Raw genomic sequence first — 19429 nt, forward strand, 5'->3', positions numbered from 1 at the left:
AAAAATCTACTGTTAAAATTACTTAACAATAGATTTTTCACATTTATTTCAATTCATATGTTTTTTTTACAATCTCAATATATTTTTCTCTATCCTCTAATTTCGGTATAACTATTTTCTTAGTGTTACATTTTGCTATTTTTAGGAAACCAAATTTTAAATAATCCCTATTTATCTCTACTTGGTGCTCTTCATGCTCGAAAATTTCAGGGTTAGTGACATAAACCGCAGTTAATAGATCCCAAATTATTATATAATCAATATTATAGTCTTGACTATGATATTCTATCCATTGTTTACATTCTTCATATAATTCTACACTATAGCCTTTAAAAGATGAAATTATACTCTTAACTTCATCTAAGAATAATTTAGAGTCTAAACAAGTATTTCCCGTTAAGATAACTGGACTCTTCACGTTTGAAAGTACCTCAAATGAACTATTATGGGATACTGATAAATTTAATTCATTCATTACCTTTCCATTTATTATCAATGGTTCAGTAATACCTCCCATAATAACAATATTTTTTACTCTTTCAAATACTTTATTATCCAAAAGATACGCATCAGCAATATTTTTTAAAGATCCAGTTGCCAAAATTGTAACTTCATTTGGATATTTTTTCGTTTCTTCTACAATATACTTTGCTGCAGAATTTTCTAAAAAATTCTCCTCATTTTTATTCCCAAAATAAACTGGAACATCTATATTAAACTTAGAAACTAATACCTTTGTGCTTTCTATTACCTTGTCTAAAATATCATTCCCAAAAGTAAGTGAAACGCCTAATAAATCAACATTAGGATTTTTATAAAGATACAGCAAAGTTAATCCATCATCAATATCTCTATAGTTAATCCCCATGGTATTATCACAATCATAAATTACTTTCATTAAAGACTCTCTCCTTGTTTAAACTCAATGTATTTCGCTTCTAAATATTCCGCTTCAGATAAATCATGAGTAACAAAGATTATTGAGGTATTATATTTTTCTCTTATAATCTTCACTAAATTCATAATCTCTAATTTAATCTCTTTATCTAATCCAGTAAAAGGTTCATCTAGCAGCAATAATTTTGGTTTTGAAATAACCGCTCGTGCTAAAGCAACTCTCCTTTGCTGTCCTCCTGATAATTCTTTAGGATACTTATTTAACTTATCTTGTAAATGAATATCCTTCGCAACTTCCTCTACCATTTTTTTAATTTCATGTTTAGGATACTTTTTCATTTTAAGTGAGAATTCAATATTTTCGAAAATTGTCATATGTGGAAATAATAAATTATCTTGGAACATTAGAACAATATCCCTTTTATTTACAGGAATGTTATTTACATTAACTCCATCCAAAAGCACATCTCCACTATAGTCCGTCTCTAATCCATTTATTATTTTTAGCAGGGTTGATTTACCACAACCTGATGGACCAATCATAGCTATAATCTCTTCTTTATTCATCACAAAATTGTAATTATCAAAAATCACCTTATCCTTGTATGAAAAACTTATATTTTTTAAAGTTAAAATTTCCATTTTTTCTCCTTATATATCCAACTTATCACGGATCTAAACACCATAATTACAATCATACATGTTACTAAAAAGATTATTCCATAAATTGATGAAATATGTCTATCTTTAGCATAAATATAAGGGAACATAATTAAGGTATATGTTTTAACACTACCCCCTCCTATTAAAGACACTACAAAATACTGACTAATAGATACTAAAAATACTAGAGTGGACGTTATTACCAGACCTGGTGATATAAGTGGAAGTGTAATTTTTCTAAATGTCATGAAACTACTAGCACCTAAACTTCTTGCTTGTTTTTCTATATCATCCCCTACAATTTTTATTATAGGTTCAAGTCCTAAAACGGCATAAGGTATACATACAAATAATTCTAACAAAATTACTCCAATTACATTGTTTGCTATACCTAACTTGATAAATGATAGATGAATACCCATCGATATTGAGGTCATAGGAATTAAAAATGGTATTATCAAAATAAACCTAATAATTCCCTTATATTTAATCTCGTATAATGCTAAAGCCTTTGCTATTGGATAAGCAATGACTACACTAAGAAATGTTACTGTTATCGAAAGTAATACACTAAACCCAAGAATAGATAATTCTTTTTGACTTAATGCCGTATCCCACATCCTAAATGAAATTTCACTTGGAAAAATATTAGGGTAATTCCAATTTTCAACAAATGCCCATGCTACAAATTGTAACAATAATATTGAAAAAAATATAATTATACTACCTTCTAAAATCTTTTTAATCATTGATTTCACCAACTTTAACCATTTTTTTAAATATAAATATCATTACGATTGTTGAAATAATACCAATACCAAAAATTACCATATTATATGCCATCGCTTCCGGTCTATCACTCAATAACGGATTAGTATATGCATTATAACTCAGTGTTGCTAGTGACTTAGGAGAACTAGGACCTAATAGTTGTGGTACTTCATAATCACCAAATGCATATATAAAAACAATAATGAACATATAAAATATATTTGGTAACATTAATGGCAATGTTATCTTCTTAAAGACATTAAATTTAGATGCACCTAGACTTCTAGCCTGTTTGTAATAATCACTATTTATTCTTCTCAGTACAGCAACTAATGTTACAGTAACAAACGGTATTTCTTTTATCAAATAACATATTATTATTCCAATAGAATTTTCAGAAAATAATAACATTGGAAAACTTTCCTGACTATTCAATAACCCCATACTATACACTAATCTAGAAACCAAGCCTGTTTGTGATAATAATTGAATAACGACTAATGCAAATATCATATGAGGTACAACAATTGGGATATTCATTATTCTTTCAGCTAATTTACTGTTATATTTATTAATAATTATTGATATTAATATTCCTATTATTATAGATAAAATAGCTGATACAAAAGAATATATAAAAGTAAATTTAATACTCAGTAAAAAGGTTTTGGATTGCAGTATTTTTTTATAAAAATCTAACGTTATATCTGTCATGCCTATTTCAGGGAAATACCCTAAACTTTGACTTATTCCTGTATATAACGATAATAATAATATGGATAAAATTATAGTTATGGCAGGAATTACCATAACTATAATTTTTGTTTTTTTATTTAGCATTTAAAACTTCTTCTTCCCAAATTTTTTCAAAGATTGGAACTAGTTTTGCAGGCATTTCTGGAATACGTTTTTTAACTAATTCACTTTGTGGTAAAGTAGCGACACCTAGTTTAATTCCATCTAATTGGCTCTTTTCTGCACTGCTCAATTTATTAATATCGAATACAGGCATATCTCCCCATACAGATGGGTTGTATTTAGATAATTGTGCTTCAGCAGAAATAATTTGGTTAGCAACTAACATTGCACCAGCTTTATTCTTAGAATTTTTAGCTATTGCAACAAAGTGCGTATTTCCAATAGTTCCTTTATCAAATAAGAATGTTTTAGTTGATTTAGGGAAAGTTCCTTTTTCAATGTTTGCAGACGCTGAATTAGGATTGTAACTCATTGTAAAGTCAACTTCACCATCTTTAAACATATTATCTAAAGCAGGAGTATCAGCTGGATATGTTTTACCTTGATTCCATAAATATGGTTTGATTTCTTTTAAATAATCCATCGCTGGTTTAACAGCTTTTTTAACTGTTTCATAATCAGCTTCCATAGTCATAAATTGTTCATAACCTACTGTATTTGAAATTACATTTCTTACAAATGCTGAAGATGTAAAATCAGGCATAGCTGCATATGTGAATCTTCCTGGATGAGCTTTAACATACTCTTTTAATTTTTCTAAACTTGTAGGAGCTTCTTTTACTTTGTCCGAATTATAAATCATAACAAATTGTGCTTTACCATAAGGAACTTCGTAAAATTCTGTTGGATAACCAAAATCGCTTTTAACATCATTTGAGTTTGCATCAATATATTTTTCGAAGTTAGGTAATTTATTAGCAAATGGTCCAAATAATAAATTATTCTTTTTAGCAGTGTAGAAGTTTTCACCGTTAATCCAAATTAAATCAACGCTTCCGTCATCTTTTTTCCCTGCTTTATCTTCATTAATCATAAGATTCAACACTTCATCGATGTTCATTCCAACACGATTAACTTTAATATCATAATTCTTTTGCACCATTGGAGCAAGTTCTTTATCTACCCAGTTATTAGTCAGTTCACTTCCTCCATAACCGTAGAAGTTTACTGTAGTTCCTTTTGATTTTTCTTTTAATTGATCAAAGCTTAAATCTTGAACCTGAGTAGATTCTGTACTTTGTTTGCTAGTTGGCGAACAAGCAGTTATCCCTAGAACAACTAATACCGCTGTAAGCAACATAGCAACATACTTAAATATTCTTTTCATAATATATTATTCCTTTCTTATTTTGTTGAGAAAACATTTTCTTTTCTCGTACAATTATATGGTACAATAAACAATTTAATTTTACAATATGTAAATAAAGTAATTAAAAAGACCTAAAAGTATATATTTTCCTACTTTTTAGCTATTTTAATGATTTTTATTATTCTTTCTCAGCAATATTTCACTATTATTTATATATTTTAGAATATAAATAATTTTTCTAAGATTAGCTAATTAACCACCTAAAAAAATAATATTATTATTTTTATTTAATTATCATTTTATAAAGCGTTTTCTTAGATAACTTTTGTTTTCTATAAAAAAATATTTAATTTATGAATTTTTTAAAAATAAATTCTCATTGAATTTTTTATATTTATACAATATACTTGTATATGTAGATAACAAAAGGAGCTATATATATTATGAAAAATAAAAAACTTGTTATGTCTATTTCTTCAGTATTAGCTACAGTTGTTCTTGCAACTGGATGCGCACAAAAAACTGAAGAAAAAAAAGAAGAAAATAAGAGTGGAGATAATAAAATAACTCTTACTTACGATCAACTTAGATCAAGAGAAAATACAATGGGATCACTATGGTATCAGAACGCTGCTGAAGTAGACGCATTATACCAACAAGGTTATAACGTTGCTACTAATAAATTAAAAGAATTATTAAAACAGCCTACTGATAAACCTTATTCTATCGTATTAGATATTGATGAAACAGTATTAAGCAACATTCCATTCCAAGTAAAAATGATAAAAGATGGAACTGCATTTAATCCTAAATTATGGGATGAATGGGTTCAAAAAGCAGAAGCGACACCTGTAGCTGGAGCTAAAGAATTCTTACAATTTGCAGATAAAAACAAAGTTCAAATCTACTACATCTCAGATAGAACAGATGCTCAAGTAGATGCGACTATTAAAAACCTTGAAGCACAAGGACTACCTGTTCAAGGTCGCGATCACCTAATGTTCAAAAAAGAAGGTGATAAATCTAAAGAAGGGCGTCGTCAAGAAGTTTTAAAACACACTAACCTTGTTATGTTATTTGGGGATAACTTAGTTGACTTCGCTGAATTCTCAACTAAATCAGAAGAGGACAGAGATAAAATGTTCGAACAATTAAAAGCTGAATTTGGTGATAAATTCATCATCTTCCCTAACCCTATGTACGGATCATGGGAATCTGCAGTATACAAAGGTGAGAAAAAAGACGGTAAAGGACAATCTGAAGCTCGTATGAACGCCTTAAAAGGATACTAATTTAAGAACAATAACAAATTAATTTAAATAAAAAATATAAGTGACTTAAGATATGATTATAAAAAAATATTATTAAGTCACTTATATTTTTTTGTATTTTAGGAAATTATTTACTTGATTGATACTCACTATCGGAGTATAATCGTAGTTAGGAAGCTTTTTCAAGCTTCAATCATTTATTTAAATATTTATTTTAAAATAGGAGTTAAAAATGAAAAAAAATAATATTAAATACGTTCTTATACCCGCATTTGCAGCTGCAGCGCTATTCCCTGTTTTAGCTAACGATAATCAAGCAAAAGCTAATGAGGATAAATCTGCTACACCTTCAACTATTAGTAAACCAGAAACTACTGGTGCAAAACCTGCTAGTGTTCCTACTACTAATAATGTTGCAGAAACAACACCTACTACTTCTGCTAGTCCAGCTAACAGTGTAAAACCAACAACTGTAAATAACAATCAAACAACTAATAGTGCAAGTGTTATTAACAACAAAACTGTTAAAACAAAAGCGCCATTAACTGTAGCTGAATATAAGCAAAAAAGTGCTTTAGAACTTGCTCAATTAATTCGTGAGAAAAAAGTTACTAGTACAGAACTTGTTGACATAGCTTATAAAGTTATTGCAGAAGAAAATCCTAAATTAAATGCTGTACTAACAACAGAAAATGGGAAAATTCCAAAAGCTATTGTTGATGAAGCATATAGAACAGCTAAAGAAATTGATAATCGTATTAGCGCTGGTAAACTAGCTGCTAATCCTGTAGATTGGAAAGAACAACCTTTCTTAGGTGTTCCAACTTTAATCAAAGGTCTTGATGAATTAAAAAATGGTGATTATACTAAAGGGGTATATCTAAATAAAGGAAAAATAGCAGATAAGAGTGGTCCTGTAGCCACAGAATTTGCTAAATTAGGTTTTGTTATCCTTGGACAAACTAACACTCCTGAACTTGGTACTAGAAATATTACTGATTCAAAATTATTTGGACCTGCTGGTAATCCATGGGATCCTAGCCGTAATACTGGAGGATCTTCAGGTGGTAGTGCTGGAGCCGTAGCTAGTGGTATGGTACCTATAGCTAGTGGTAGTGATGCTGGAGGATCTATTCGTATTCCTTCTTCATGGACTGGTCTTATCGGTTTAAAACCAACTGGACATGTGGTTAAATTCCCTCTAGTAAAAACTATCGAAGATGCTAAAGCATTCTTTAATAAAACTAAGATTAGCAAACCTGATACATTAATCGAACCACCTAAAGACATTAAAAAATTAAAAATTGCATATACTCTAAAAACTCCACTTAAAGATCTTGAATTAAGTGAAGTTGGTAAAAAAGCTATTTTACAAACAGTTGACTTCCTAAGAAAAGAAGGATTTACTGTTGAAGAAGTTAAAGAATTTCCTATCGATGGATACGAAGGAATTAAAACATATACTGTAGGTGCTGTTGGTGAAGAAGGTTATGTTGCCGCTGTTAAAAACGTAACAGAACAAAACAAACGTCAACTAGATCCTGCGACTTATGCATTAGGAACATCTTCTTATATGGGTCCAAATGCTAACACTGATATTTCTTCAGTAAAACCATTATCTACATTTATAGATCAAATGAATGAATTTTATAAAAAATATGATCTATTCTTAGTTCCAACTAACGCAGTTACCGCTCCATCAAATGACAAAAAGGTTGATCCTTATGTAGATCCAGAAGTTGAAGAACAACTATATAATATTAACAAAATTAAAGATCCAAAAGAAAGATTTAATTTATTAACTAAACAATGGTTACCAATGACTAGACGTTCTCCATATACTTGGGTATTTAACTTATCTGGAAATCCTGCGATTTCACTACCAACATATCTAAGTGATAAAAATCTACCATTTGGAGTTATGTTCGCGGCTAAAAATAATTCTGAAAAAATTCTTTTAGAAATTGGTCAATACTTCCAAGATAAACACCAATTCAAAATGAATCCAGCTATTAGAAGTACAAATGTTTCAGAAAATGGAAATAAAGTAGGAGTAAATGAAGATGGAACTAAATTTGAATATGCAGTTCCAACTTACGCACCAACTGTTGCAGAATTACCAACATTAAATATCAACAATGGAGATATTACTGCCCCAAGTAAATCTGAAAATTCAAAATCTACTTCTGTTAAAGAAGAGAAAAAAGTAGTAAATACAAACTCAACTAAATCAAATTCAACTCCTAGAACTCTTCCAAATACAGGAGAAAGCACAAACAACTTCCTATCAGCAATTGGACTTTCATTCCTTGCTTTAATAGGATTATTAAAACGTAAAAAAAATAATTAGTATTAAGTAAATACATACAAATACGGTTAATTCAAGTAATTAACCGTATTTATTTTATTTTCAAAAAATGTTTTTCTCTCCCTCAAATGATACACTATCTAAATAGAAAACCACACTAATATTTTTTTCATTTCATCAAATTATTTTCTTGATTGATAATTAGTATCGGAGTATAATTGTATGTAGAAAGCTTTTTCAAGGTTTTAACAATTATTTAAAATAGGAGCTAAAAATGAAAAAAAACAAAATTAAATACGTACTTATACCTGCCTTTGCAGCTGCTACTTTATTTCCAGTAATAGCTAACGATAATCAAGCTAAAGCTAGTGAAGATAAAACTACAGCACCGGCTAATGTGACTAATACAGTTAGTACGAATGAAAAACCTACTGTTGTGAGTAATACTGATAACAATACTACTAATAATGTAACTGTAGCACCATCTGCTAGTGCTGCTACTTCAGGTAACAATGTAGAACCTACTTCAAGTAACAATGATTCAACAAACAGTGCTAGTGTTGAAAGCAAAGAACTTTCTAAACCAACAATTCCATTCACTGTAGCTGAATATAAACAAAAAAGCGCTCTTGAACTTGCAAAACTAATTCGTGAGAAAAAAGTTACTAGTACAGAACTTGTTGACTTAGCTTACAAAGTTATTGCAGAAGAAAATCCTAAATTAAACGCTGTTCTTACTACAGAAAATGGAAAAATACCTAATGCTTTAGTTGACGAAGCATATAAAACTGCAAAAGAAATAGATGATAGAATTAAAGCAGGTAATCTTGCTGCAAATCCTATAAACTGGGAAGAACAACCATTCTTGGGTGTTCCAACACTTATTAAAGGATTAGATCAAGTAAAAGATGGTGATGCTTCAAATGGTGTCTATTTTAACAAGGGAAAAGTATCAAAATTCAGTGGAGCTGTAGCAAAAGAATTCGCAAAACTAGGATTTGTTATACTTGGTCAAACTAACTATCCTGAATTAGGAACTAGAAATATTACAGATTCTAAATTATTTGGACCCGCAGGTAATCCTTGGGATCCTAGTCGTAATACTGGAGGCTCTTCAGGAGGAAGTGCTGGAGCTGTAGCCAGTGGTATGGTTTCAATCGCAAGTGGAAGTGATGCTGGGGGATCAATTCGTATTCCTGCTTCATGGACTGGATTAATTGGTCTAAAACCAACTGGACATGTAGTTAAATTCCCTCTAGTAAAAACAATTGAAGACGCCAAAACTTATTTTGATAAAACACAAATTAGTAAACCGAAAACGCTGGAAGAAGTTCCAACTGATTTAAAAAAATTAAAAATTGCTTATTCACTTAAAACACCATTAAAAGATGTTGAATTAAGTGAAGATGGTAAGAAAGCTGTTCTAAAAGCCGTGGAGTTCCTAAGAAAACAAGGCTTCACAGTTGAAGAAGTAAATGAATTTCCTATTAATGGTTATGAAGGTATTAGAACATATACAATAGGTGCAATTGGTGGAGCATATACTGTCCCTGCAAAAACTGCAACAGAAGAAAACAAACGTGATTTAGATCCTGCTACCTATGCATTAGGAACATCTTCTTCTAGGGGAAAAACTGCTAATACTGATGTAACTTCAGCTAAACCTGCCACAGAATATATAAATCAAATGAACGAATTCTATAAAAAATATGATTTATTCTTAATGGCAACAAATGCTGTTACAGCTCCATCTAATGATAAAAAAATAGATCCATATGTCGATCCTGCAGTTGAAGAAAAACTTTATAATATCAATAATATTAAAGATCCAAAAGAAAGATTCGATTTACTTGTCAAACAATGGGAACCTATGATGAGAAGAACTCCATTTACATGGTTATTCAATTTAACAGGAAACCCTTCTATCTCATTACCAGTTTATAAGAGTGAAAACAACCTTCCTCTTGGAGTTATGTTTGCAGGAAGAAACAATTCAGAGAAGATTCTTCTTGAAATGGGACAATTATTCCAAGACAATAATCAATTCATATTACACCCTGCTGTGAGAAATACAGTAATACCTGAAAATGGAAATAAAGTCAGAGAAAATGAATATGGTACAAAATATGAGTATTCTGTTCCGACTGACGCTCCTGTAGCTGATGCTCTTAAACCCTTCACTGGTAAAATCGATGGTCTTTCTGAAAATGGTAATAAAGTAGTTATTGATAAAGACGGTAATGTTTCTGAATTCAATACTCCTACTGATGTTCCTACCTCTGAAGCTCTTAAACCTTTCACTGGTAAAGTTGATGGCCTTTCTGAAAATGGTAATAAAGTAGTTGTTGATAAAGATGGTAATGTTTCTGAGTATTCCCTACCTACTGATGCGACTACCTCTGAAACTGCTAATACTTTCACTGGTAAAGTTGATGGCCTTTCTGAAAATGGTAATAAAGTAGTTGTTGATAAAGACGGTAATGTTTCTGAATTCAATACTCCTACTGTTGCTCCTGTAGCTGATGCTCTTAAACCTTTCACTGGTAAAGTTGATGGCCTTTCTGAAAATGGTAATAAAGTAGTTATTGATAAAGATGGTAATGTTTCTGAATTCAATACTCCTACTGATGTTCCTACCTCTGAAGCTCTTAAACCTTTCACTGGTAAAGTTGATGACCTTTCTGAAAATGGTAATAAAGTAGTTGTTGATAAAGACGGTAATGTTTCTGAATTCAATACTCCTACTGTTGCTCCTGTAGCTGATGCTCTTAAACCTTTCACTGGCAAAATCAATGGTCTTTCTGAAAATGGTAATAAAGTTGTTGTTGATAAAGATGGTAATGTTTCTGAGTTCAGCACTACTACTGATGCTCCTACTGTCACAGAGCTACCAGAACTAAACATTAGTAACAATACAGTTACTGTTACTATTAAATCAAAAAATAAAAATATTAGCGTAGATTTAAATCCAGCAGATGCTAAGGACATTACTTTTGAAGCAAAAGATATCACAAAAGATGTAAACTTAGAAGACTTAAAAGATAAAATTATTGCTGATGCAAACAACAATTTTAAAAACAAAAAAGATATTACATCAATTAGAGTTGTAGATTTAGAATTACAAAAAGATAATAAAACAGTAAAACTTGATGTTCCAAGAACAGTAAAAGTTGCTTTACTTCAAAGCGAACAAGACAAAGATATACTAGTTTATCATATTAAAGAAGACAATTCTATTGAACTTGTTCCTTCATCTGTAGCCAACAATAGTTTACAATTTACAGTTGATCACTTTAGTAAATTCGCAATTGTTGCTAAAATTAAAACAGCATTTGCTTCAAGCGAAAAAGATATTAATTCATCAGCTGTTCAAGAAGAGAAAAAATTCACAGTAATAGACACTAGAGGAGCAAATTCAACTCCTACTAATACTCCAAAAACTCTTCCAAAAACTGGTGAAACTACAGGTAAATCTCTAACTGCAATTGGACTATCACTTCTTGCTATAGTTGGATTATTAAAACGTAGAAAAAATAATTAATTGAAATATTAAACCTCGGAAATAAGTTTTATTATGAAACCTAAATTCCGAGGTTTTTTATTTCTTTATAAATTTCAGATCATAATATGAAGCGATCTTAGTATATAACCAAAAAATGTAGTCCATAATAAATATGAACTACATTTTTTCTTATAATTGTTCAGCTACCTTCAGACGAGCACAAGCTTTAGCTAAAGCTAGTTCTGCACGTCTTACATCAAGACCTTCTTCTTTTTTAGCAAGACGATCTTCTGCACGTTGTAATGCTCTTTTAGCACGTTCAACATCGATATCTTTACCTAATTCTGCTGTTTGAACTATAATAGTTACTTCGCCTTTATGTGTTTCCACAAATCCTTCGCTTACAGCTAGATATTCTTCACGTCCATCGGGAAAAATCACTTTAAGAGGCCCAATCTTTAATGATGCAACCATAGGAACATGGTTAGCCATTACACCAAGTTGTCCACTTGTAGTTCCCAATACAACCATAGAAGCTTCTTTAGCGCTATAAGCTTCTCCATTAGGAGTAACAATGCTTACACTTAAAGTATTCATTTATTTACCTCCTATTTGTATTATACTTCTACTCCTAGTTTACGAGCTTTTTCTAATACGTCTTCAATTCCACCAACTAGACGGAATGCATCTTCAGGAATGTGGTCATATTTACCATCTAGGATTCCTTTGAATGCTTGTACTGATTCAGATACTGGTACGTATGAACCAGGTTGACCTGTGAATTGTTCAGCTACGTGGAAGTTTTGAGATAAGAAGAATTGAACACGACGTGCTCTATCAACTGTTTTCTTATCTTCATCACTTAACTCATCCATACCTAAGATGGCGATAATATCTTGTAATTCACGATATTTTTGAAGAGTTCTTTGAATTCTAGTCGCAACTTGATAGTGTTCTTCTCCTACGATTTCAGGAGCTAATGCTCTTGATGTAGAAGCAAGTGGGTCAACGGCTGGGTAGATACCCATCTCTGTTAACGCACGCTCAAGGTTAGTTGTTGCATCTAAGTGAGCGAAAGTAGTCGCTGGAGCCGGGTCAGTATAGTCATCGGCTGGTACGTAAATCGCTTGGATAGATGTAACAGAACCTTTTTTAGTTGATGTGATACGTTCTTGTAAACGTCCCATCTCTGTAGCAAGTGTTGGTTGGTAACCAACGGCTGATGGCATACGTCCTAATAACGCAGAAACCTCAGAACCTGCTTGTGTGAAACGGAAGATGTTATCGATGAATAGAAGTACGTCTTGTCCTTCTTCATCACGGAAGTATTCCGCCATTGTTAATCCTGTTAATGCTACACGCATACGAGCACCTGGTGGTTCGTTCATTTGTCCGAATACCATGGCTGTTTTGTTAATAACACCAGAATCTTTCATTTCATAGTATAAGTCATTTCCTTCACGAGTACGCTCACCTACACCTGTGAATACTGATAATCCACCGTGTTGTTGCGCAACGTTGTTGATAAGTTCTTGGATAAGAACTGTTTTACCAACTCCCGCACCACCGAAAAGACCGATTTTACCACCTTTAATATATGGCGCAAGTAAGTCGATAACTTTAATACCTGTTTCAAGAACCTCAACGTGAGTTGATAATTCTTCGAATGTTGGAGCTTCTTTGTGAATTGAATCTTTACGAACTTCTGCTCCTGCTTCTTCACCGTGGTCAACTGCTTCACCTAAAACGTTGAATACACGACCTAATGTGTAGTTACCTACAGGAACTGTAATTGGTGCTCCTGTATCTACTACTTCTGCTCCCCTATTTAATCCATCAGTAGATGACATAGCGATTGTTCTTACTACGTTATCACCAATTTCTAGAGAAACTTCAAGAACTAATTTTTCTTTTTTCCCATCGCCTTTTTCTATGTAAACTTCTAAAGCGTTTAATAGATTTGGCATATGCCCTGATTCGAATTTAACATCTACTACAGGTCCCATAACTTGGAGAATATAACCTTTATTCATATGTTGTATGCTAACTTAATAGCTTCTCCTTTCTCATTACTATTTTGTTGCTGCTGCTCCACTTACAATCTCTGTAATTTCTTGTGTGATTGCAGCTTGTCTTGCACGATTGTATTTAATCGTAAGTGTATCAATAATATTTCCTGCATTATCAGTCGAATTTTTCATTGCTGTTTTTCTTGCAGAATGCTCACTAGCTTTACTATCTAATATACTTCCATAAATCATACTTTCAGCATATTGAGGTAGTATTACATCTAGTACTGCTGTCTCACCAGGCTCAAATTCGTAAGCTCCTGTAGGTTGTTGTTCCTCAGAATTTGCAAATTTGTCTGTATTGTCAATAGGTAGAACTTTACTTTCAGTAACAACCTGTTGGATCATACTAACAAAGTGGTTATAATGTAAATAAATTTCATCATATTCTTTATCAATAAAGTACCCTACAACTTTATTAGTAATTTGTTTAACCTGAGTGAAACTTGGCTCATCTGGTATATCTCTATAACTATCAACTACATTATAGCCATTTTTTCTGAAGAATTCTGCACCATAGTTACCTATAGCAACAATACCATACTCGCTATTAGTATGTCTTTCATTAACAGTATTAACAAAGTTTCTAATAACGTTTGAGTTGAATCCTCCACATAAACCACTATCACTAGTAATTACCACATAAAGAGTTTTCTTAGCTTCTCTTTTTTCTAACATAGGGTGTTTAATACTAGAGCTTTTTCCAAAAATTGTCCCCATCACTTCTTGCATTTTTTGCATGTATGGATTAAATTTTTGCGTGTTTGATTGTGCTTTTAAAAGCTTAGATGTTGAAACCATCTCCATCGCTTTTGTAATATGACTAGTTTTCTTAGTAGAATTGATTTTGTTTTTTATATCTCTTAGTGACGCCAATTAGTTCACCACCTTTACTCTACTACTTATCATCTTAGGCAAAAGTTTTTTTGAATGCAGCGATTACTTCATCCATAACTTCTGTTGATGGTAAGTCTTTTGTTTCAATAATGTGCTTAACTGCTTCATTTTCATGAGCATCTAAGTATGAATATAATTCTTGTTCAAATCTGTGAATATCTTTAACTTCTACATCGTCTAGGAATCCGTGAGTTAAAGCATATAGAATCATAACTTGTTTTTCTACTGGAATTGGTTTGTGTAAGTCTTGTTTTAAAACTTCAACTGTACGTTTACCACGTTCTAGTTTTTCACGAGTCGCTGGATCTAGGTCAGAACCGAATTGAGCAAAGCTTTCTAACTCACGGTAAGATGCTAAGTCAAGACGTAAAGTACCTGATACTTTTTTCATCGCTTTAATTTGAGCAGATCCCCCTACCCTAGATACTGAAAGTCCGGCGTTAATCGCTGGTCTAATACCTGAGAAGAATAAATCTGATTGTAAGAAGATTTGTCCGTCTGTAATCGAAATTACGTTTGTTGGAATATATGCAGAGATATCACCTGCTTGAGTTTCTACGAATGGTAGTGCTGTGATACTTCCTCCACCGAAATCTTCATTTACACGAGCAGCACGTTCTAGAAGACGTGAGTGTAGATAGAATACGTCCCCTGGATATGCTTCACGACCTGGTGGTCGTTTTAATAGTAATGATAACTCACGGTAAGCTGCTGCTTGTTTAGATAAGTCATCATATACGATTACTACATCTTTACCATTAAACATAAATTCTTCTGCCATTGCAACCCCTGCATAAGGTGCGATGTAAAGAAGTGGTGCTGGTTGAGATGCTGATGCTGTTACTACGATAGTGTAGTCTAAAGCACCGTGTTCTTTAAGAGTTTCTACAACACTACGTACTGTAGATTCTTTTTGTCCTATTGCTACATAGATACAAATTACATCTTGTCCTTTTTGAGCTAAGATTGAGTCGATAGCAACTGCAGTTTTACCTGTTTGTCTATCTCCGATAATAAGCTCACGTTGTCCACGTCCGATAGGTACTAATGCGTCAATCGCTTTAATACCAGTTTGGAATGGAACAGATACTGATTTACGTCCCATTACACCTACTGCTGGAGATTCAATTGGACGACGTTTTGTAGTGTTAACTGGCCCACGACCGTCAACTGGTTGTCCTAATGGATCAACTACACGTCCAATTAGTTCTTCACCTACAGGTACATCCATTACACGTCCAGTACGGCGAACTTCGTCTCCTTCTTTAATATCAGTAGTTGGACCTAAAATTACGATACCAACATTTGTGTCTTCAAGGTTTTGAGCAAGCCCCATAACCCCTGTTTTAGTGAACTCTACAAGCTCACCACTCATTATTTCATTAAGACCGTATACACGAGCAATACCGTCCCCTACTTCTATAACTGTACCGACATCTGTTGACTTAACTTCAAACTGATAATTTTCTATTTGTGATTTTAGTAATGAACTAATTTCTTCAGCTTTAATAGCCATTTATGTCCCTCCTTGTTTCAACTTCTTCTAGATTGAAGAAATTTTTGATTTTATAGCATTTAATTTCGCCTTAATAGTAGCATCAACTACTTTATTATTATAAGTAAGTTTTAAACCACCTAGCAGACTTTCATCTACAAAATTATTAATTTCTACATTTTCTAGTTGTAACTCATTTTTAATTTTTTCTTTTAGATTTTCTAACTGTTCTTCTGTTAAAGGTGAAGCTGATTCAGCTTTAACAACAACATTTCTTGAATGTTTATTAAACAGTTCAGTATATTGTTCTAAAACGAAATTAATTAATGAGATTTGCAGATTACCTGCTAAGATTTTAACAACATTCACAACATATTTATTTACTCCTGCAAATGATGCATCAATCAAGTTAATTTTTTTTATTTTTTCTAAATTAGGGTTGTTCATCAATGTAACAAAATCAGGGTTCCCATTAACTACTTTTGCAACTTCCTTTAACTCATAAGAAACTTCTTCTAGTGTGTTATTTTCTTTTGCAACTTCAAATAATGAATATCCAATTTTATTAGCTAATACTGACTTACTCATTATTTCACCCCTACCTCTTTAATGACTTTATCAACGTATTCACTTTGTGTTGAGCCATCTAATTCTTTTTCTAAAATTTTCGAAGCTACAAGCACTGATAAATCAGCGATTTGTTTGTTGATTTCTTCAAGTGCTCTTTTCTTCTCGTCCTCAATGTCCCTTTGAGCATTTACTTTTAATTGTTCTGCTTGTTTACGCGCTTCTTCAAGAATAGCTTGTTTTTCAATCTTAGATTGTTCACGAGCATCTTCCATCATAACTTTGATTTCTTGTTGCGCATTTTTTAATTTTTCTTGATTTTCTTCAAGTAAAATTAGTGCTTCTTTTTGATTTTTAGCAGCATCATCAAGTTGACCTTCAACTAGTCTTTGACGCTCATCTAACATATCAATAAGTTTGTCCCAAGCAAATTTTTTCAGTAATACTAATAAGATTAATACAGCTACAATGTTAATAGCCATATTTCCTAGATTAAAACCTTGATGAGAAGAGTGTTCAGTAGCTAAAAATACTAAATTTTCCATTTACTAAATGCTCCTATTCTTCATAGTTCTTTTGTTTACAGTATTATACTAAATTATTTAGCTAAGATAACGAATGAAATAACGATAGCTAAGATAGGTACTGCTTCTACAAGTGCGAATAATACGAAAGCATTTGATTTTAATCTTGACTCTAATTCTGGTTGGCGAGATACACCTTCGATAAATTTACCGAATAAAAATCCGTTACCGATACCAGCACCAACTGCTGCTAAACCTGCTGCTAAACCTGCTCCAATTAATTCTACCATAATTATATTTTCCTCCTTGGATAATAAATGAATTTTATTAATTATTAGATTTTTGCACTTTTAGTGCATTTTTCAAATTAGTGTTCATCACTAATTTTATGTGATAAATAAATGAATGTTAAGACAGTAAAGATGTATGCTTGGATAAATCCTATAAATAGAGAGAATCCTTTCCATACCACTAATCCTGCCATACCAGCTATTGCACCAAAGAATCCTACTGTTGTAAGTGTAGCTAATAGTGCTAATAATATTTCACCTGCATAGATATTACCGAATAAACGCATTGAAAAAGTCATTAAGTTTGTGAACTCTTCAATAACCTTGAAAGGTGTAATACCTATACCTGAAGAAGTATATGTACCAAAATAGTGTTTAACTCCTTTATACTTAATTCCTGCAAAATGAGTAAAGACAATCACTAATAATGCAAGAGAGAAAGTAAATGTTGGATCCGCAGTTACAGAGTTGACATAGACTACTTCATTGTAACTAACTTCTATTAAAACACCTATAGTATTTGCTACTGCAACAAGTGAAATAATTGTTAGAGCTGTCGCCCATAATCCTTTACCATATTTTTTCCAGTTAACATTACCTTTGATGACATTATCACTAACGAAATACGCAAGTAATTCAACCGCATTTTGACGTTTACTATCTGGTCTTAATTTTATTCTACTAGTTAGAAACATCACAATAACAAAGGTAAGTAATACTGTTATTAAAGTTGTGATTACACTAGGAATATTAACCGTTATATCATAGCCAAATAATTTGGTAATAAGATATGTGTGTTTTTCCATATATTCCCCTCACCTCTTTTCTTAAGTAACTTTTAGATTTCTAAATCTGTTGTAATATAAAAAATTAGAAATACATAATCATATTATAATATGATTTTATAATATTTGCTAGCGATTTCTTAAATTTTATATGATTTAATTAAAAATAATCTACTATTATTTAGTTCCGAATATTCTGTCTCCAGCATCCCCTAATCCTGGTACAATGTATCCGTGATCATTTAGTTTTTCATCTAAACCAGCGATAAAAATATCTACATCTGGGTGAGCATCGTGTAATGCTTTCACACCTTCTGGTGCTGCTATTAGACACATAAATTTAATATCAGTAACCCCACGTTGTTTTAATGAGTCGATTGCGGCAATCGCTGAACCACCAGTTGCTAACATTGGATCAACAACGATAAAGTGACGTTCTTCTGGATTGCTAGGTATTTTAACAAAATACTCATGTGGTTGTAAAGTTTCTGGATCACGATATAGCCCAACGTGACCTACTCTCGCAGATGGGATTAAATTCATTAATCCATCTACCATTCCTAATCCTGCACGTAGAATTGGAACGAATACAATCTTTTTACCTGCAAGACGTTTACAAGTAGTCGTTTGGATTGGAGTTTCTACTTCAACATCCTCAAGTGGAAGATCACGAGTGATTTCATAAGCCATTAAAGAACCTACTTCATTAGTAAGTTGTCTAAAGTCTTTAGAACCCGTTCTTTTATCTCTAATGAAAGATAATTTATGTTGGATCAATGGATGATCAAAAACATGAACTTTTGACATAATTATAGTTCTCCTTTGTATTATTATTATATTTATTTTACTCTAATTATTTCATTTTAACAAGGGATATCCGAAAATATTTTGCTCCATTCAATAAATATTTTTTTATTAGTTTTGTTATATTACTAGACTTATACTATATAAAATATTACAATAATATAAACAATATTTATGGAGATTTTATCATGCAAAGAAAAACATTATTAGGGACATTTTTACTGACTAGTATTTTATACTATATTGTTCCCCTACTTTTTTTGAAATTTTATAATGGAACTAGTGATAAAGCTGGTTTTATTTTGATATTAGCTTATGGATTTTCTTCATTTGCAATCACAATGTTAGTTACCTTCCTAGGACAGAGAACAATTTACACACCGCTTCTAAGCATTATTTTAGCACTTCCTTTATTTTTTATATTTAATTCAAGTGCTTTAGTTTTAATACTTCTTATAATAGTATTTTCTTTTGTTGCCTATGCTTTAACTGCATTAATAAAATAAATAAGGAGATCA

18 protein-coding genes are annotated in these 19429 nt (G+C 31.8%); 4 read left to right on the forward strand and 14 right to left on the reverse strand.

Annotated elements, in window-relative coordinates; translation table 11 throughout:
* Positions 1-43 precede the first annotated feature (43 nt).
* Genes O3884_RS02215 through O3884_RS02235 form a run of 5 tightly spaced genes read right to left on the reverse strand, consistent with a single transcriptional unit; the run spans position 44 to position 4417 of the window.
* Complete coding sequence (locus O3884_RS02215; RefSeq protein WP_371451348.1) at positions 44-898, reverse strand: nucleoside hydrolase; 855 nt, start codon at positions 896-898, stop codon at positions 44-46.
* The gene (locus O3884_RS02220; protein ID WP_371451350.1) at positions 898-1539 is read right to left on the reverse strand and encodes an ABC transporter ATP-binding protein; all 642 of its coding nucleotides are present in this window, start codon (positions 1537-1539) and stop codon (positions 898-900) included. Before O3884_RS02220 ends, O3884_RS02215 begins: the two co-directional genes overlap by 1 nt.
* Positions 1527-2309 carry an ABC transporter permease gene (locus O3884_RS02225; protein ID WP_371451352.1) on the reverse strand — a complete coding sequence of 261 codons (783 nt, stop codon included), beginning with the start codon at positions 2307-2309 and terminating at the stop codon, positions 1527-1529. The genes O3884_RS02220 and O3884_RS02225 overlap by 13 nt, the downstream gene beginning before the upstream one ends.
* Positions 2302-3171 (reverse strand): ABC transporter permease, encoded by an 870-nt coding sequence (locus tag O3884_RS02230; RefSeq protein WP_371451354.1) that lies wholly within the window; start codon positions 3169-3171, stop codon positions 2302-2304. Before O3884_RS02230 ends, O3884_RS02225 begins: the two co-directional genes overlap by 8 nt.
* A complete protein-coding gene (locus O3884_RS02235) occupies positions 3161-4417 on the reverse strand; it encodes an ABC transporter substrate-binding protein (protein ID WP_371451356.1) in 1257 nt (418 codons plus the stop codon). Before O3884_RS02235 ends, O3884_RS02230 begins: the two co-directional genes overlap by 11 nt.
* Positions 4418-4842: 425 nt before the next feature.
* On the opposite strand from O3884_RS02235, the gene O3884_RS02240 reads away from it, so the two are divergent.
* The 3 genes from O3884_RS02240 (at position 4843) to O3884_RS02250 (ending at position 11519) form a co-directional block, all read left to right on the forward strand.
* Positions 4843-5691 carry a 5'-nucleotidase, lipoprotein e(P4) family gene (locus tag O3884_RS02240; RefSeq protein WP_004263342.1) on the forward strand — a complete coding sequence of 283 codons (849 nt, stop codon included), beginning with the start codon at positions 4843-4845 and terminating at the stop codon, positions 5689-5691.
* Positions 5692-5902: 211 nt separating this feature from the next.
* A complete protein-coding gene (locus tag O3884_RS02245) occupies positions 5903-8020 on the forward strand; it encodes an amidase family protein (RefSeq protein WP_371451359.1) in 2118 nt (705 codons plus the stop codon).
* 232 nt (positions 8021-8252) lie between these two features.
* Positions 8253-11519: an amidase family protein gene (locus O3884_RS02250; RefSeq protein ID WP_371451361.1), complete on the forward strand. Its 3267-nt coding sequence runs from the start codon at positions 8253-8255 to the stop codon at positions 11517-11519.
* 150 nt (positions 11520-11669) lie between these two features.
* Here O3884_RS02250 and O3884_RS02255 read toward each other — a convergent pair whose 3' ends face one another.
* From O3884_RS02255 to upp, 9 genes are all read right to left on the reverse strand, one after another.
* On the reverse strand, positions 11670-12077 hold the full coding sequence (locus tag O3884_RS02255; protein ID WP_371451363.1) for a F0F1 ATP synthase subunit epsilon: 408 nt from the start codon (positions 12075-12077) through the stop codon (positions 11670-11672).
* Positions 12078-12097: 20 nt separating this feature from the next.
* Entirely contained in the window at positions 12098-13513 is a 1416-nt protein-coding gene (gene atpD / locus O3884_RS02260) for a F0F1 ATP synthase subunit beta (protein ID WP_294683012.1), read from the reverse strand.
* 39 nt (positions 13514-13552) lie between these two features.
* Positions 13553-14425 carry an ATP synthase F1 subunit gamma gene (gene atpG / locus O3884_RS02265; RefSeq protein WP_294683013.1) on the reverse strand — a complete coding sequence of 291 codons (873 nt, stop codon included), beginning with the start codon at positions 14423-14425 and terminating at the stop codon, positions 13553-13555.
* A 34-nt stretch (positions 14426-14459) separates the two neighbouring features.
* Positions 14460-15962: a F0F1 ATP synthase subunit alpha gene (atpA, locus tag O3884_RS02270; protein WP_060913551.1), complete on the reverse strand. Its 1503-nt coding sequence runs from the start codon at positions 15960-15962 to the stop codon at positions 14460-14462.
* A 27-nt stretch (positions 15963-15989) separates the two neighbouring features.
* Entirely contained in the window at positions 15990-16529 is a 540-nt protein-coding gene (atpH, locus tag O3884_RS02275; RefSeq protein ID WP_371451365.1) for an ATP synthase F1 subunit delta, read from the reverse strand.
* Positions 16529-17053, reverse strand: coding sequence for a F0F1 ATP synthase subunit B (gene atpF, locus O3884_RS02280; RefSeq protein ID WP_371451367.1), 525 nt, complete (start codon positions 17051-17053; stop codon positions 16529-16531). Before atpF ends, atpH begins: the two co-directional genes overlap by 1 nt.
* A gap of 53 nt (positions 17054-17106) precedes the next feature.
* Positions 17107-17322, reverse strand: a complete 216-nt coding sequence (gene atpE / locus O3884_RS02285) for a F0F1 ATP synthase subunit C (protein ID WP_003143965.1) — start codon at positions 17320-17322, stop codon at positions 17107-17109.
* Between the two features lie 77 nt (positions 17323-17399).
* Positions 17400-18128 (reverse strand): F0F1 ATP synthase subunit A, encoded by a 729-nt coding sequence (gene atpB / locus O3884_RS02290; RefSeq protein WP_060913548.1) that lies wholly within the window; start codon positions 18126-18128, stop codon positions 17400-17402.
* A 156-nt stretch (positions 18129-18284) separates the two neighbouring features.
* Complete coding sequence (gene upp / locus O3884_RS02295) at positions 18285-18914, reverse strand: uracil phosphoribosyltransferase (RefSeq protein WP_003144032.1); 630 nt, start codon at positions 18912-18914, stop codon at positions 18285-18287.
* Positions 18915-19099: 185 nt separating this feature from the next.
* On the opposite strand from upp, the gene O3884_RS02300 reads away from it, so the two are divergent.
* The gene (locus O3884_RS02300) at positions 19100-19417 is read left to right on the forward strand and encodes a hypothetical protein (protein ID WP_294683017.1); all 318 of its coding nucleotides are present in this window, start codon (positions 19100-19102) and stop codon (positions 19415-19417) included.
* The last annotated feature ends 12 nt before the right edge of the window (positions 19418-19429 follow it).

Source organism: Gemella sp. 20925_1_85 (assembly GCF_041433735.1).
Lineage (GTDB): Bacteria > Bacillota > Bacilli > Staphylococcales > Gemellaceae > Gemella.